At 62.4% G+C, this 15,297-nt stretch carries 11 protein-coding genes; 8 read left to right on the top strand and 3 right to left on the bottom strand.

Annotated features, from left to right (window positions below; all coding sequences use genetic code 11):
• Position 1: 1 nt before the first annotated feature.
• From J2J99_RS12245 to J2J99_RS12230, 4 genes are all read left to right on the top strand, one after another.
• The gene (locus J2J99_RS12245; RefSeq protein ID WP_168300652.1) at positions 2-841 is read left to right on the top strand and encodes an ABC transporter ATP-binding protein; all 840 of its coding nucleotides are present in this window, start codon (positions 2-4) and stop codon (positions 839-841) included.
• 9 nt (positions 842-850) lie between these two features.
• Positions 851-2,221, top strand: a complete 1,371-nt coding sequence (locus tag J2J99_RS12240) for an MlaD family protein (protein WP_168300653.1) — start codon at positions 851-853, stop codon at positions 2,219-2,221.
• A 25-nt stretch (positions 2,222-2,246) separates the two neighbouring features.
• Positions 2,247-2,858, top strand: a complete 612-nt coding sequence (locus J2J99_RS12235; RefSeq protein WP_168300654.1) for an ABC-type transport auxiliary lipoprotein family protein — start codon at positions 2,247-2,249, stop codon at positions 2,856-2,858.
• A gap of 138 nt (positions 2,859-2,996) precedes the next feature.
• Entirely contained in the window at positions 2,997-4,250 is a 1,254-nt protein-coding gene (locus J2J99_RS12230) for a sensor domain-containing diguanylate cyclase (protein WP_168300655.1), read from the top strand.
• An 8-nt stretch (positions 4,251-4,258) separates the two neighbouring features.
• Here the strand turns inward: J2J99_RS12230 and J2J99_RS12225 are convergent, their stop codons facing one another.
• Complete coding sequence (locus J2J99_RS12225) at positions 4,259-5,131, bottom strand: D-alanyl-D-alanine carboxypeptidase family protein (protein WP_168300656.1); 873 nt, start codon at positions 5,129-5,131, stop codon at positions 4,259-4,261.
• A gap of 168 nt (positions 5,132-5,299) precedes the next feature.
• Here J2J99_RS12225 and J2J99_RS12220 point away from each other — a divergent pair, with 168 nt between their 5' ends.
• Positions 5,300-5,449 (top strand): hypothetical protein, encoded by a 150-nt coding sequence (locus J2J99_RS12220; RefSeq protein WP_168300657.1) that lies wholly within the window; start codon positions 5,300-5,302, stop codon positions 5,447-5,449.
• Between the two features lie 6 nt (positions 5,450-5,455).
• Positions 5,456-5,974, top strand: coding sequence for a P-loop nucleotide/nucleoside kinase family protein (locus tag J2J99_RS12215; RefSeq protein WP_168300658.1), 519 nt, complete (start codon positions 5,456-5,458; stop codon positions 5,972-5,974).
• 23 nt (positions 5,975-5,997) lie between these two features.
• Here J2J99_RS12215 and J2J99_RS12210 read toward each other — a convergent pair whose 3' ends face one another.
• Both J2J99_RS12210 and J2J99_RS12205 read right to left on the bottom strand, forming a co-directional pair.
• A complete protein-coding gene (locus J2J99_RS12210; RefSeq protein WP_168300659.1) occupies positions 5,998-6,558 on the bottom strand; it encodes a cysteine hydrolase family protein in 561 nt (186 codons plus the stop codon).
• Positions 6,559-6,660: 102 nt separating this feature from the next.
• The gene (locus J2J99_RS12205; RefSeq protein WP_168300660.1) at positions 6,661-13,767 is read right to left on the bottom strand and encodes an apolipoprotein A-IV repeat region-like domain-containing protein; all 7,107 of its coding nucleotides are present in this window, start codon (positions 13,765-13,767) and stop codon (positions 6,661-6,663) included.
• A gap of 463 nt (positions 13,768-14,230) precedes the next feature.
• Here J2J99_RS12205 and J2J99_RS12200 point away from each other — a divergent pair, with 463 nt between their 5' ends.
• The gene (locus tag J2J99_RS12200; protein WP_205919095.1) at positions 14,231-14,614 is read left to right on the top strand and encodes an Hpt domain-containing protein; all 384 of its coding nucleotides are present in this window, start codon (positions 14,231-14,233) and stop codon (positions 14,612-14,614) included.
• Between the two features lie 268 nt (positions 14,615-14,882).
• Positions 14,883-15,203 carry a 2Fe-2S iron-sulfur cluster-binding protein gene (locus tag J2J99_RS12195; RefSeq protein ID WP_011425597.1) on the top strand — a complete coding sequence of 107 codons (321 nt, stop codon included), beginning with the start codon at positions 14,883-14,885 and terminating at the stop codon, positions 15,201-15,203.
• The last annotated feature ends 94 nt before the right edge of the window (positions 15,204-15,297 follow it).

Genomic DNA, 15,297 nt, shown 5'->3' with positions numbered 1-15,297 from the left:
CATGGCGGACCGCGTGAACGAGCAAGCGATCGAAAGCGAGGGACAGGGCAGGGATGTCGTACTTTCGGCGCGCGACGTCACCGTCGCGTTTGGTTCGAAGGTGGTGCTGGACAATCTGAACCTCGATATCTATCGCGGCGAGATCCTCGGATTCGTCGGTGCGTCGGGCACCGGCAAATCGGTGCTGATGCGCACGGTGCTCAGGCTGCTGCCGCGCCGCTCGGGCACGATCAAGATCCTCGGCCAGGACTTCGACGAACTCGATGAGCCGCAGCGCAACGCGCTCGACATGCGGCTCGGCGTGCTGTTCCAGCAGGGTGCATTGTTCTCGTCGCTGACCGTCAAGGAAAACATCCAGGTGCCGATGCGCGAATATCTCGATCTGCCGCGCTCGCTGATGGACGAACTGGCGCATTTGAAGATCCGCATGGTCGGGCTCGCGGCCGATGCTGCCGACAAGTACCCCTCCGAATTGTCGGGCGGCATGATCAAGCGCGCCGCCCTTGCCCGGGCTCTGGCGCTCGATCCCGAACTCGTCTTTCTGGACGAGCCCACCTCGGGTCTCGACCCGATCGGCGCGGCCGAATTCGACGAACTGATCGCCAACCTGCGCGATAGCCTGGGACTGACCGTTTATATGGTAACACACGATCTCGACAGCCTGTTTTCGGTCTGCGACCGTATTGCCGTGCTCGGAAAGAAGCGGGTAATGGTGGAAGGCACGATCGACGACATGCTCGCCTACGACGATCCGTGGGTGCAGGCCTATTTCAAGGGTAAGCGGGCGCGGTCGATCGTGCCGCAGGACGCAGACGCACGCCACGGCAGCAGCGGGAAGTGACCGGATAAGATGGAAACCAAAGCCAATTACACGATTGTCGGTTTTTTCACGGTGCTGGTGATCGCGGCGGCCTTCGGCTTCGTCTACTGGATGGCCGAATATGGCCGCGGCGGCCCGATGACCGAGTTGATCGTGCGTATACCGGGTTCGGCAAACGGCCTCAGCGTCGGCTCGCCGGTGCGCTTCAACGGCATCCAGATCGGATCGGTGCAGACATTGTCGATCGACGCCGACGATCCGCAATATTCGCTGGCCTTCACCCAGGTGCGCACCGATGCGCCGATCTATCCCTCGACCAAGGCCGCTCTTGAAATCCAGGGCCTCACGGGGGCCGCCTATATCGAACTGTCGGGTGGTCGCAAGGGCGAGGAAAGCATTCTCCAACACGCGATCGACAACGGCAAACGCGCCGTCATCGTCGCCGATCAGTCGAGCGTCACCAATCTTCTCGCCACTGCCGACAAGATCCTCGACCGTGCCAACGATGCGGTCGGCGAACTCCAGGGCTTCATCGAGGATTCGCGTGCGCCGCTGACCCAAACCTTCAAGAATGCCGAGACCTTCTCGGACGCGCTGGCCAAGAATTCCGACAATATCGATGCCTTCCTGCAAAGCGTCGGTGAGCTCTCCAATACGGTGAAGGCGGTTTCTGGCCGGGTCGATTCGACACTTGAAGCCGTGGAATCGCTGGTCAAGGCGGTCGACGCCCAGAAGATCGACCATATCGTCTCGAATGCCGAAAGAATCACCGCCAACGTCGCCGATGCCTCCGGTGATCTCAAGGGCGCGATCCAGAAGTTCGACGAGACGGCCACCACTTTCAACGATTTCGGCAAGCAGGCGCAGGACACACTCGACCGCGTCGATACGCTCGTCGCCCAGATCGATCCGGCCAAGCTCAAAGGGTCGGTCGACGATATCTCACAGGCCACCAGGGATGCGCGCGCTGCCGTCGCCTCGATTCGCGATGTCGCCAACACGGTTTCGGGGCGCCAGAAGGATATCGACCAGACGATCCAGGACGTATCGCAGCTGGCCAACAAGCTGAATTCAGCATCGACCCGTATCGATGGCATTCTCATCAAGGTCGATGCGTTGCTCGGAACCGACAATACGCAATCGATGTTCGCGCAAGCGCGCGAAACGCTGGAATCCTTCAAGAAGGTCGCCGACAATCTGAATTCGCGAATCGGGCCGATTGCCGACAATTTGCAGAAATTCTCGAGCGGCGGCTTGCGCGACGTGCAGACTCTTGTCAACGACATGCGCGGAACCGTCAACAATCTCAACGACACGATCACCAACTTCGACCGCAATCCGCAACGCCTGATCTTCGGCGGAGAAACGGTCAAGCAGTATGACGGCCGAACGCGGCGCTAACAGGGGAAGTCAGGGGTAGCCTAATATGGTCGCATCGCATCTGTTGTCGCGCCGTTCATGGATCAGGGGAACGGTGATCGCGCTGCCGCTGACGGCGCTGATCCTTTCCGGGTGCGGCACTGCGGCCAAGAACGACACGTTTGACCTGTCGGGCGCCGTCGACGGCGACGGACCCGCGGCCAAATCCCGCCAGATCCTGGTTGCCGGCCCGACGGCGCTGAGGGCGCTCGATAGCGAACAGATCGTCATCCGCGTCTCACCCTCGGAAATTCAATATCTTTCGCGGGCGCAGTGGGGCGACAAGCTTCCGCGCATGGTGCAGTCGAAACTGGTCGAGGCCTTCGAAAACTCGGGCAAGCTCGGCGGCGTCGGCTTGCCGGGGCAGGGGCTGGCGATCGACTACCAGGTCGTCACCGACATCCGCTCCTTCGAGATCGATGCGTCGAGCGGCAACCAGGCGGTGGTCGAAATCTCGGTCAAGATTCTCAACGACCGCAACGGTTCGGTGCGCGCCCAGAAGGTGTTCCGCGCCACGGCGCCGGCCGGCGGGGACAATGCCGGCTTCGTCAAGGCTCTTGACCGCGCCTTTTCCACAGTCGTTTCCGAGATCGTCAGCTGGACGCTACGCTCAATCTGAGATGGCGTTAGGCGATCGCTCCCTCGACATCAAGAGTTGCTGATTCCGAAAAAATTCAGCTTCGGGGCGGCCATCGTATTCAAATTTTTCATGAATTGGTGGGACCCATCATGTTAACGCTGTCAGGAGGCACGCTGCATGGTGGTCGCTCGAGTGTTCGGAAAGTCGTCGCAGGAGGTGATCCAGCGCGAAAACGACCGTTTGGCTGCGCTGCAGCAGCTCGATCTCCTCGATACGCCGAGAGACGAAGGATTCGAGCGGATCGTCCGCCTGATCAAGCAGATCTTTTCCGTCGACATCGGCATCATATCCCTGATCGACGGGCACCGGCAGTGGTACAAGGCCTGTTCCGGCCTCTCGGCCGACGAAGTGTCGCTGGAAGATACCTTCTGCCGCTGCGTGGTCGACTGTGACGAGCCCGTCATCGTGCAGGATGCCACCAAAGATGCACGATTTACGCGGCATCCTTCGGTGACGGGTGAGGATCATATCCGCTTTTATGCCGGCGTGCCGCTCAGAACCAAGGCCGGGCATATGATCGGGACGGTATGCGCGATCGACCGCCGGCCACGATCGTTCGGCAGCAAAGATATTGGCATTCTCGAGGAACTGGCAGGGGTGGCGATGGACCGCATCGATCTCATGCAGTCGGCCGCCACCGACAGCCTGACCGAGGCGATGACCCGGCGCGCCTTCAAACAAGAGGCCGACCAGCTGATTTCGGTCGCGTTGCGGCACCAGCACGACCTGTCCTGTATCGTTTTCGATATCGACCATTTCAAGCAGGTAAACGACCGGCATGGACATGCTGCGGGAGACGCGGTTCTCAAGGCGGTGGCGTCGGTCTGCAAGGCAACCCTTCGCGCCGGTGATCTCTTCGGCCGGATCGGCGGCGAGGAATTCGCCGTCGTGCTGCCGCATGTCGATCGTCAAGGCGCCCTCGCGGTGGCCGAAAAACTCCGGGCCGCCATCGCCCTCCAGGCCGTCCACGGCGATCATGGTGTTCTGCACGTCACGGCGAGCCTTGGAAGCTCGGCGCTCTCGATCGTCAGCAAGGACATCGAGACCCTTTTAGCACAGGCGGATGCCGCCATGTATCAGGCCAAGCACGGCGGTCGGAATCGCTGCGTGTCATGGAGTTCCATTCATGCCGATCACGCGATCGGCGCTCGGCGGCGGGTGCTGAAGGCGGGTTTCATCCTCTTCAATGATCGGCGTTCGACCATCGACTGCACCGTCAGATCCATCGGAGCTGAGAGCGCCGGCATTTCGGTCTCCAATACGACGGGGATTCCCTCGGAATTCATCCTTGCCATTAAAGGAGAAGGCTTCGAAACGAAGTGCAGGGTGATGGCGCAAGACCGGCAGCACCTGGAAGTGGCGTTCAGGTAAATAGCGGCCTATTTCGTCGGCTGCGTATCCGTCATCGTCGCTCCGGGCTGGCTTCCAGGTGTGGCGTACGCCGTAGCGGTCGTCGGCGACAGCGTGCTGTCCAGCAGTCCGGCCATCTTGTCGTCGCGCATGCTCGCAGTCTTTTCGCCCATGACGACGCCAACCACGCGGCGGCCACCCTTCAGCGCCGACGTCACGACATTATAGCCGGATGCCTCGGTATAGCCGGTCTTGATGCCGTCGACGCCGTCATAGCGATACATCAGGTTGTTGTGGCCGCGCAGCTTCATCCCGCGGAACTGGAAGCCGCGCATGGAAAAGAGTTTGAACTCCTCGGGGAAGTCCCGCATCAACGAGACGCCGAGGGTCGCCATATCTCGCGCCGTGGTGACCTGCCCCGGATCGGGAAGGCCCGAGGGATTTTTGAAGACCGTGTTCGTCATGCCGAGCTGGCGCGCCTTGTCGGTCATCGCTTTGGCGAAGGTCTGTTCGGAGCCGCCGAGCTGTTCGGCGATCGCCACGGCGGAGTCGTTGGCCGACAGTACGACGATGCTTTCGACCGCTTCGCGCAGCGTCACCTGACGGCCGGCGCCGACGGCAAGCTTGAAGGGCTCCTTGCTCTCGGCATTTTCCGACATGTTGAGCTTTTGTTGCCAGGTGAGGCGTCCCTGATGCAGAGCCTCGAAGGCGAGATAGAGCGTCATCATCTTGGTCAATGATGCCGGATAGTTCAGATCGTCCTGATTCGAGGCTTCAAGGACCTGACCCGACTCCGCATCGACGACGAAGCTTGCCTGGCCGGCCTCAGCCTGGGCGAACGCGCCCATCAGCAATGCGGACGAGAGCGCGGTGGCGCAGAGGCGGGAGGTCATCTTGGTCATCGATACTACTGTCTCTGTCTCTGGACGGCCGGGTGAGCAGCCTTTGGTTAAACGCAAGCCGATCGAGAAAGTTTGTGACGAAATGATGGACAGGCGGCAATAAAAAGGATCTATCCACAGCTGATTGCTTTGCGCACAAGGGCGCTGACGGCACGTAGAAAAATCGTCATGAGCATGAAAAGTGTGCCTTTTTTCCGCGATATCAGCACCTGCCTGCAGGTTGCGATCGGCCTTGCCATGCATCTCCTCTACAAAGACGGGATGGACGAGGCCGCAAAGGTCGGTCGGCTTCGCCGCGGCATATGCAGAAGCGAGTGAGACACCATGCTGGTAATCTTCGGCGGCTTGCCGGGTAGTGGAAAGACGACTATTTCGCACGCCCTCGCCAGACGGCTCGGAGCCGTGCATGTCCGGGTCGATACGATCGAGCACGCGATTAGAACGTCGGTTGACCCTTCCCATGACATCGGCCCGGCAGGGTATGTCGTGGCCTACGGGATTGCGGAGGATAATCTGGCGCTCGGCAGGGTCGTGATCGCAGATTCGGTCAACCCGTTGACGATAACCCGCGAGGCCTGGCTGGCGGTCGCTGCGCGCTCCGGCGTGATCGCGGCCGAAGTCGAAGTGATCTGTTCCGACAAGAGCGAACATCGCCGCCGGGTCGAGACGCGGAAAACGGATGTGGAAGGTCTGGTCAAGCCGACGTGGCAAGAAGTCGTCGAGCGAATATATGACGATTGGGGGCAGAGGCCGATCATTGTCGATACGGCTGCGAGGGATCTGCCAGAGATTGTCGAGGCGCTGGTCGTCAAGCTGAGGACCGAGCGCCTGCTTCCGATCTGATATCGTCTGTTGCTGCCGGTGCTTTATGAAAAGGCGATATTCGCCGTGGGGCGGATTTCCACCGCCGCCTTGCCCGCGTCGAACCCATCGAGCGTTTCGTTATGGTGGGCGACAATTTCGGAGAAGGTGAGGGTCGCCGTATCGCCCGTCGTATGGCCATCCGCCGCCAGCGTCACGTCATAGCCGAGCGAAACGGCACGCCTGACGGTCGTGTCGACGCAGAATTGCGACATGCAGCCGCCGATAACGAGATGGGTGACCGCCCGTTCATTCAGGCGTTCGGCGAGATCGGTCTCGAAGAACGAGTCGGCGCTTTGTTTGCGGACGACGACCTCGCCTTCCCGTGGCGCAATCTCCTGGCGCAGTGCCCATCCCACCGTGCCGACCGCCAATCGATGGTTGCTGTCGCCGTCGTGTTGGACCAGCACGACCGGCGCGCCTGCCTGTCTCGCCAGTTCCTGCAGCGATGCGAGGCGAGCAACGGTTTGATCCAGTGCGGCATCGACGAGAGACTGCCGCTCCGGCTTGGCCTTACCGGAGAGTATTGCATTCTGCACATCGATGATCAGCAGGGCTTTGGTCATTTGTTTCACGGTTCCATGGCTGAGAAGCAGATCATACCCGCCTCAAAAGTGAAAGCCGCCTGAGACGATCAAGCGGCTTCCGATCACGGCTATCGGCCAGGCTTAGCGGAGCCTGCCCGCTGCATGGGCGAGCATGGTGTAGACCTTGCCCGTATCCGAGGTCAGGTAGGACTGGGTGACAGTCTGGTTCGGGTCGGTGCGGGCGACGTCGGCGAGCAGCTTTTCGAAATCGCCGATATAGCGATCGACGGCGGTGCGGAATTCCGGCTCGCGGTCATATTTGCGCTTGATCTCATCGAAGGTCTGCTGGCCCTTCAGCGTGTAGAGGCGGCGGGTAAAGACGTCGCGCTCGCCACGCTGATAACGGCGCCAGAGATCGACCGAGGCATCGTGGTCGATGGCGCGGGCGATATCGACCGAGAGCGAGTTCAGCGATTCCACGACATGGCGTGGATTGCGGCTGTCGTTGATGCGCGTCGTCGGTGCGGCTGTTTCCGCCGGGCGGGCCGGGGTCCTGGCAGGCGCCTCGTCGGCGGCTTCATCTCGGGATGCGCCGCGCAGAAGATCGCTGATCCAGCCGCCGCTTTCCCGGGCCGGTTCCTGGCGGCCTGATTCCTGGCGAGCGGGGGCCGGCTGCGGGGCAGCGCGCTGAGCGGCGATAGGCGAAGCGGACGGCGCGATCGTTCCTCGCAGACCCGTTGCTTCAATCGGCGGGGGTGCTGCCGGCTGCGGCGGCTGAGCTGCGACCGGCTGAGCGGGGCGCGGCGCCGGTTGCACCTGGGCAAGCGAGCGGGCGACGGGTTCGGAGATTTCAAGCTGCTGGCTGGAGCGGCCGACGAGCTGGGAGATATCCTGAAGCGCCTTGATCTGCTCGGCGACGGCGCGGCGCATGGCCGAGGCGCTTTCCTTGGCTTCCTCGGGCAAGTCGAAGGCGCCGCGCTTCAGTTCGGCGCGGGTGGCGTCGAGTTCGCTGCGAATGTCGGCGGCGGAGCGGCGGATATCCTCGGTGGCGCCGGAGAAGCGTCCGACGGCATCCTCGATCGCCTCGCGCAGCGATTCCCGCATGTGCTGAGCGGCACCGTCGGAGGCGCGGCCGGCCTCGCCGAGCATACGCTCGACTTCCGACAACGAGGCGGTGAGGCCGCCGCGAATACGGTTGGAGAGATCGCCGGAACGGCGCTCGACATTGGCGAAGGTGCCGTCAATCGTGGTATTGGCCTCGTCGCCGGCCCGGGTGATCGCCTGGCGCATCGTTTCGGCCGCTTCCTGGGCGCGTTTTTCGGTTTCGGTGAGAATGCGGCCGATATCGGCAAAAGAGGACTGCACGCCCTGGCGCAGATTGCCGGTGACCTGGTTGGAGCGCTGCTCGGCCCGCTCGAACACGGTCTCGATCATGCCGCCGAGGCCAAGCATGGTCTTTTCGATCTCGCTGGAGCGCTGCACCAGGCTGACGGACAGCGCCTGCAGCGCGCTTTCGCGCTCCTCAAGGGTCGAGGCAAGGTTGGACTGGGCGGCACCGAGAAGCTGCGAGGCCTGGGTCAGAACCTTGGAGTGCTCGTCGAAGCGGCCGATGATGCCGCCGACCTGGGCCAGTGTCTGGCCTGAGATGTCGGAGAGGCGATCGACCTTGCCTTCGAGAAGCCGGGTCGAGGCATTGACCATTTCGGCAGCCTTGGTGGCCGAGTCGGCAAAGCGCGTCGTGGTTTCGCCAAGACGTCCGTCGACGGTCGTCAACTGCTCGGCGGCGCGGTTCATCATCATGGCCATCGCCGCGCTGCTTTCCGACATGCGCTGGACCAGACCGTTGACATTGCCGACCAGGCTGCTCTCGATGGCGCTGACGGCATTGGCGACATTCTCGGTGCGGGCGGCAACCGCGCTGGCAAGCGCTTCGTTTTCGGCGCGCAGACGGTCGGCGCTGAGGTTGGCGGCGGCGGTAATGCGGGCGGCAGCCTGCTCGCCGGCATCGGTGTAGCGATCGATGATCGGACGGGCCGTTTCGTCGAGGATACGGGTCAATTCAACCGAGCGGCCTGATAGCATCGAGTTGAGGTCGCGGGTGCGCTCCTCGAGCGTCGTGCGGATCGAGTTGCCGCGCGCTTCGAGCGCCCGGTCGATGTCGGAGAGGGTGGTATCGATCTCGCGAGTGCGCTCCTCGAGATTTGTGCGGATGGCGCTGCTGCGGGCTTCGAGCGCTCGGTCGACATCCGCCATGGTGGCGGAAATCTCGCTGCCGGCCCCCGACAGCGTCGTGCGGATGGCATTGCCGCGCGCCTCGAGAGACTGGCCGGCATCCGACAGGGCCCTGGAAATGGCATTGACCTGCGTGCCGACGATGGTCTCGGCCTCGGCCACTTTGTTGACGATGGCATTGCCGGCTTCCGAGAAGGTCTGGGCGACGGCGGCGGCCTGGCTTGCCAAGCGGTTCTGGGCTTCGGAGACGCGGTTGACGATCTGCGACGAACGCTCATCCATGGTGCGGGTGAATTCGTCGCTTTTTGCATTGAGATCCTCGGCGAATTGCTGGCCGGTCTTGCCGAGCAGTTCGGTGGTTCTCGTCGCTTCGCCTTCCATTCCCTGAGCTGCTTCGGCCACGGCGCTGCGCAACGTCGAAGCGAGGCCGGCTGCCTTGCCTTCGATGGTACGGTTGACGGCTTCGAGGCCGACGGTCAATGCGCGATCCATGGTCGAGAGGCGTTCCTCGATGCGGGCGTTGCCGCGGTCGAGGGTTTCGCCGAGACTTGCCGTACGGCCCTCGATGGCGCCCGTCAGCGTGGTTGTGCGGCTGTCCAGGGTCTCGGCCAGATTGGCGGTCCGGCTGTCGATCGCCTGGGTGAGATTTGAGGCGCTGCCTTCGAGCGTCGCCGATATGCGCTGGGTCGTGTCGTCACCAAGTGCTCCGAGACGGGAAATGCCGTCGGCAAGCACGCCGGACAGCTGGCTGCTGGCCGCTTCGACCTTGTCGGCAACGCCGCCGACGCCGTCACGGATGCGGCTCTCGATGGCAGTCAGGCCCGCTTCCATACGGGAACCGGTTTCTTCAAGACGTCCCGCAAGGCTTGCAACCGACTGGTCGAGATGGGCGGAAAGGTTCTGGGCGGAGCTCGAAATCGTGTTTGCCGCATCCTGGAAGCGGCCGGCGATCTGGCCAGCGCCGGCATGCATGCGCTCTTCCAATGTCTGAGCGCCGGCATCGATCGCCTGACGGATCGAGGCCTCGCGGTGTTCCAGCGACATTTCGAGCATGCTGACAGACGTCGCCACCGAAGTGCCGATGCTCGTCGCCTGTTCGGTCAGCGTATCGCTGATCAGCGTATGGGCCTGGTTCAGCGACAGATCGATGGCGTTGGCACGATCCTCAAGCGTCGTGCGGATGCGCTCATGGGCAGAATCCAGTCCGCTCTCGATGCGCGCCGCGGCCTCCTCGGCGAGGCCTCCGAGTCGCGCATGGGCATCGCTCAGACGGCCTTCGATGCGGCCGGTCAAGCCGCCGACGAGATCCTCGAACCGGGCGCCGCCGGCATCGAGAGCGCTCGAGAGCGCTGCACTGTGCTGGGAAAGCGCATTTTCGAGCCGCTGCTGATTGTCGGCATAGGCGTTATGGATCGCATCGGTCTTGTCGGCAAAGGCGCCGGCGACGCGCGCCTCGGCACTGGCGACGGCTTCCATGATGGAATTGCTGCGAGCCTCGAGCGCGCTGTCGAAGCGGCTCTGATTGTCGTCGAGTGAAATGGCGAGCGCCATGGTCTTTTCGTCGAGCGAATCGGTGAGGCGGTCGTGGCTTGCCGTCACTGCGCCGATGATCGCGGCAGTGCGGTGTCCCAGAGCTTCCTCGATGCGGACCTGGCCCTCATTCAACGAAGCGGCCAGCGCGTTGGCTTTTTGGTCGAACACGCCGTTCAGGCGTTCATGCGTGCCGGAGACCGCATTGGTGATCGCATCGGCACCGGAGGTCAGCGTCTCCTCGAGGCGGCTCTGGCTCTCGTTCAGCGAGATGGCCAGCGCCATGGCCCGATCGTCAAGCGTCTCGGACAGCCGGTCATGGGTGGCGGAAACCGCGTTGAGGAAGGATTCCGAGCGCGTCTCCAGCGTATCCTGCAGTCGCCGTTGGCCTTCGCTCAAGGTAGCAGCGAGCGCCGATGTATTCTGGTCGAGCGTTTCGGAGATACGCTGATGCGTGCCCGAGACGGCGTTGAGGAAGGCCTCGGAGCGGGTCCCCAACGTGTCTTCGATCCGTGCCTGGCTCTCGTTGATCGAGATGGCCAGCGTCATAGCCTTCTCGTCGAGAGTTTCGGAGAAGCGGTCGTAGGTGCCGGAAACGGAATTCAGCAAGGCCGCGGAGCGGGTTTCCAGCGTCTCCTCGATGCGAGCCTGGCTCTCGTTGAGCGAAATGGCAAGCGCCATCGCTTTTTCGTCCAAGGTTTCGGAGAGGCGGTCATGCGTGCCGGAAACGGCATCCAGGAGGGCGGAGGAGCGGGTTTCGAGCGTATTCTCGATATGGGCCTGGGTCTCGCTCAGCGAGGCGGCAATAGCCGACGCCCGACCATCCAGCGCCGCGGCGAAGCGGTCGTGGGTTCCGGAGACAGCGTTCAGCAGGGCCGCGGAACGGCTTTCCAGCGTGTCCTCGATGCGAGCCTGGCCTTCGTTCAAGGAAATGGCGAGGGCCATTGCCTTTTCATCAAGCGTTTCAGCAAGGCGGTCGCGCGTGCCGGCGATGGTGTTGAGCAGCGCTTCGGCGCGTGTCCCGAGCGCATCCTCGATGCGGGCGTGCCTCTCGTCGAGGGACGTCGTGAGCGCCGCCGCCTTGGTGTCAAGTGTTTCCGACAGCCGTTCATGCGTGCCCGACACGGCATCGAGGAAGGCTGCGGAGCGGGTTTCGAGCGTGTCCTCGATGCGGCTCTGGCTTTCGTTCAAGGAGATGGCGAGCGCCATTGCCTTCTCGTCGAGCGTCTCGGACAGCCGGTCATGCGTGCCGGAAACGGCGTTCAGCAGGGTGGCTGAGCGGGTTTCGAGCGTATCTTCGATGCGGGCCTGGCTCTCGTTCAACGAGATGGCAAGCGCCATGGCCTTCTCGTCGAGCGTTTCGGCGAGACGGTCGTGGGTGCCCGCGACAGCATTGATGATCGCGTCGGAGCGGGTGGTCAGCGCTTCCTCGAAGCGGCCGTGATGGCTGGTCAGCGCCTCGACGAGCGCGCCGCCGCGCTCTGCCATGACGCTGTCAATGCGTCCGTGCGCAGCGCCGAGCGCATCGCTGATTTCGGCTGTGCGTGCGGTAAGCAGGCCGCTCAGCTCCTCGGCGCGACCGCCGAAGGCGGTGGTCACCTCTTGTGTGCCGGCGGCGACGGCGGCGGTCAGCTCGCTGGTGGTGGTGCGCAGCGTGTCGCGGAATTCGGCTGAGCGAGCCTGGAGATTGTTCTGCAGGTCGGAAGTGCCTGAAGCGAGCGCCAGCGCGATGTCCGACGTAGCGTTCTGCAGCGCCGCGGTCAGCTCGCCGGTGCGGCTGGTCAGCGCGGTGGTGATTTCTTCGCTGCGGGTGCCGAGCGTGCTTTCCAGCATTTCGTGACCGGTGGCGAGCGCGGCAGCGAGTGCCAGCGACTGATCGGTCATCGAGGAACCGAGGCGGTCGATGCTGGAATTGAGAATGCCGTCGATCGAATCCGAGCCACCGCTCAGCGTCTCATTGATACGGGCGAGGCTTTCCATCAGCTTTGTGTCGAGCGAGCCGGTGCGTTTGTCGAAAGCGCTGGTAAATTCGGCAACTCGTTCATCGAAGGCGGTCGAAAGCTGGGCGACGGTCGTCTGCAGCCGCTCCTCGAAGAAGCCGGTGCGAAGATCGAGATCCATGACGGTGTCGTCGGCGGTGGTCTGCAGGCTCTGGCGGAAGCTCGCGCCCTTTTCGTCAAGCGCGCTGTTCAGCTTCGACAGCACGTCGTCGAGCGTGCCGCCGATGGTGCGTTCGCCGGATGTCAGGCTTTCGTTGATCTCGCGGGTGCGGGCGATCAGGATTTCGTTAAGCTGATGCGTGCGCTCGTTCAGCGCCGCGTTCAGCTTCTCGGCGCTGCTGTCCATGGTCGAGGCGCGCGTCTCGAACTGGCTGAGCAGTTTTTCGCCATGTTCGTTGAGATTGACGGTGAGCGCCTCGAGGCGGTTGTCGAATTCGGTGGCCAGCGCAAACCCGGATGCGTTGAGCGTCTGGAGCAGGCTGTCGGTCTTGGCGGCGAGCAGGCTGCCCATCGACTGAAGGGCGCTGTCCGATTTTTCCAGGATCGTCGCTGCCCGCGTGTCGATCAGCGAGGCGAAGGCTTCGCCCGATGTGGCGAGACGCACGGCGATCTCTTCGGTCGCAAGCGACAGTTCTTCCTTCAGTTGGTCGTGGACGCTGCCGATCGAGGTGCGGATGCGGTCGGCATGGTTGACGATTGCCTCCCGTTCGGAGCCGAGTTCGTGGACAAGGCCGCGCACGCGCAATTCGTTGTCCGCATAGGAACGCTCAAGAGCGTTGACTTCGGAATGGACGAGCGTCTCCAGCTCGGTGGCGCGCGCAATGGTGCGTTCGATTCCTTCGTTCATGGCCGAAACCTCGCGGCGCACCGCCTGACCCACGGTCATGATGCGTTCGGAGGCGATGGTTTCCGGCTCTGCCAGGCGCAATGCCACCTCCGCCATGGAGCGGGCGGCGTTGCGCATGTCCTGGGCGCGGGAGATCATGATGGCGAAAGCATAGAACATCATCACGGGAACGACGATGCCGACCAGGCCGGCAATGACACCGGGCAGGGCGACGAGATCGGCAACCGAACGGATCTGCCAGATCTGCGGCGCGTAAAGCAGCGACATCAGGCCGAGGCCCGCCATCACCCAGAGGACCGAAAACAGGGTGGCGGTGCGCACCGCCGAGCGGCTGGAGGCGCCGTCGAAAGATTTCAGAATAGATGCGGGCGTATTGCGATTGGCATCATTGGCGGGGGCGAAGGCCGGAGCCCTGGAAGCCTGCTCACCGTTGGCGCCGCGGCGATTGCGGCGCTGCGCCTCTTCCTGGGCTTGCTGATTACGCGCATTCGATGGATCAGACACATTCCCCTCCGGCGCCTCAGGCGCGTCGCCGCGGCGAGACGGCACGTTGTCCTTGCCGAAATCGATCTGGAGCGCCTCGTCCAATGCCTTGAACGCCTTGTCCTCTATCGACTCATTGTATTTATTATTCGCCATTCGGTTACGCCTCGTTACTGTCGGCCGGTCCGCCAGCGCTGCCCAGGTTTCCGCCTTGCCCGGAACAACTTTGCCGTTAAGGCCCTCCATCCCAACCGCGGACGGATAAGCACGTCATTTCAGAGTAGATAGCCGCTTTTTCAAACGGAAGGTATCAAAACACTACCATTATCCACTCACTCGGCAAAGGCGCGTACCATAAACCCGCTCCACCAGTATCGTAGTGACACATCTGGGCTCGTCACACAATTAATGAAGGCTTGAGATTTGCGGCTCGTTAACCCGTTGTTAACAATTTTAAATCCGGGACCGCGCTTAAAAACCAATAATTTAGGGATATTTAACGGACGTTAACCATATGCCGAGATTTCCGCGGCCGCTGTGCCGGAATTTAACGGGATGGCCACCCTCCTGACGCAGAACTGTTGCCAGTGCGGACGACGTGAGACGGGAGAATTGGCAAATGGTGGCCCAGATGGCAGCATTGAACATCCTATTCGAAGCGCCGGACAATGCAAAGGGAGCTTGTCCCTCGAAGGTCCGGCCGATCGACCTGGTTCATCTCGCAAAGCAGACGATGGGTGACAAGACGCTGGAAATTGAAGTCCTTCAGATGTTTGCCCGCCAAGCCCGCGCTTGTCTTCAGGATATTGCGAGCGGCGAGACCGTGCGCGTCGGGGCCGCCGCGCACCGGCTGAAAGGCGCGGCCAGTTCGGTCGGCGCATTTCGCGTGTCAGAGACGGCGGAAGTCATCGAGGAGACCGGCGGCGATGCCGGTGCGATGGCGGCGCTGGGCGCTGCCGTCCTCGACGCGGAGAATTTCATCCTGAAGCTCTGCCGCGGCTGATCTCTCTTTCATCGTCGTTCGCCGCGCGTTTTTTGAGACGCTGTAGCAGTTTGAATAGCCGTATAATCTTATCCTTAAGGAATTGCGCAGAGGACCCGCTGTTCCATTGCGGAACCACGGGTCTTTTTGCGACGTGCGATATGGCGCATTGAAGACGGCGGGCGACTGCCTGATCTGCGAGGTTATGGCAGATTTCCCAATGTTGACTGATGCGTCGAATTGTCGGAAGTAAAGCCGCCCAACCCTTTCAAGACCGGAAATAGTCCCGATGCCCAAACTTACCATCGTCGCCTTCGACGGCACGCGCTTCGACCTCGACGTCGATCAAGGCTCCACCGTGATGGAAAATGCCGTGCGCAATTCGGTGCCCGGCATTGAGGCCGAATGCGGCGGCGCCTGCGCCTGCGCAACCTGTCACGTCTATGTCGACGAAGAATGGACGGAGAAGGTCGGCCAGCCGGAAGCGATGGAAGAGGACATGCTCGACTTCGCCTTCGATGTGCGCCCGACCTCGCGGCTCTCCTGTCAGATCCGGATGAAGGCCGCCTATGACGGGCTCGTCGTGCACGTGCCTGAACGTCAGGCCTGACGCCGGCCCCTACAGCGCCTCGCATGAAGTTTGAGTCATGCGAGGCGCTTTAGCGCTTTGTTTTTATGCATTCGGGGCGGGTGCATTCGCCGCG

Source organism: Rhizobium binae (assembly GCF_017357225.1).
Classification (GTDB): domain Bacteria; phylum Pseudomonadota; class Alphaproteobacteria; order Rhizobiales; family Rhizobiaceae; genus Rhizobium; species Rhizobium binae.
This window is presented reverse-complemented; position numbering and strand designations above follow the sequence as displayed.

Excerpts from the sequence above, each read along its gene's own strand:
- J2J99_RS12245 (WP_168300652.1), top strand. The coding sequence starts at position 2 with ATGGCGGACCGCGTGAACGAGCAAGCGATCGAAAGCGAGGGACAGGGC.
- J2J99_RS12240 (WP_168300653.1), top strand. The coding sequence starts at position 851 with ATGGAAACCAAAGCCAATTACACGATTGTCGGTTTTTTCACGGTGCTG.
- J2J99_RS12235 (WP_168300654.1), top strand. The coding sequence starts at position 2,247 with ATGGTCGCATCGCATCTGTTGTCGCGCCGTTCATGGATCAGGGGAACG.
- J2J99_RS12230 (WP_168300655.1), top strand. The coding sequence starts at position 2,997 with ATGGTGGTCGCTCGAGTGTTCGGAAAGTCGTCGCAGGAGGTGATCCAG.
- J2J99_RS12225 (WP_168300656.1), bottom strand. The coding sequence starts at position 5,131 with ATGACCAAGATGACCTCCCGCCTCTGCGCCACCGCGCTCTCGTCCGCA.
- J2J99_RS12220 (WP_168300657.1), top strand. The coding sequence starts at position 5,300 with ATGAGCATGAAAAGTGTGCCTTTTTTCCGCGATATCAGCACCTGCCTG.
- J2J99_RS12215 (WP_168300658.1), top strand. The coding sequence starts at position 5,456 with ATGCTGGTAATCTTCGGCGGCTTGCCGGGTAGTGGAAAGACGACTATT.
- J2J99_RS12210 (WP_168300659.1), bottom strand. The coding sequence starts at position 6,558 with ATGACCAAAGCCCTGCTGATCATCGATGTGCAGAATGCAATACTCTCC.
- J2J99_RS12205 (WP_168300660.1), bottom strand. The coding sequence starts at position 13,767 with ATGGCGAATAATAAATACAATGAGTCGATAGAGGACAAGGCGTTCAAG.
- J2J99_RS12200 (WP_205919095.1), top strand. The coding sequence starts at position 14,231 with ATGGTGGCCCAGATGGCAGCATTGAACATCCTATTCGAAGCGCCGGAC.
- J2J99_RS12195 (WP_011425597.1), top strand. The coding sequence starts at position 14,883 with ATGCCCAAACTTACCATCGTCGCCTTCGACGGCACGCGCTTCGACCTC.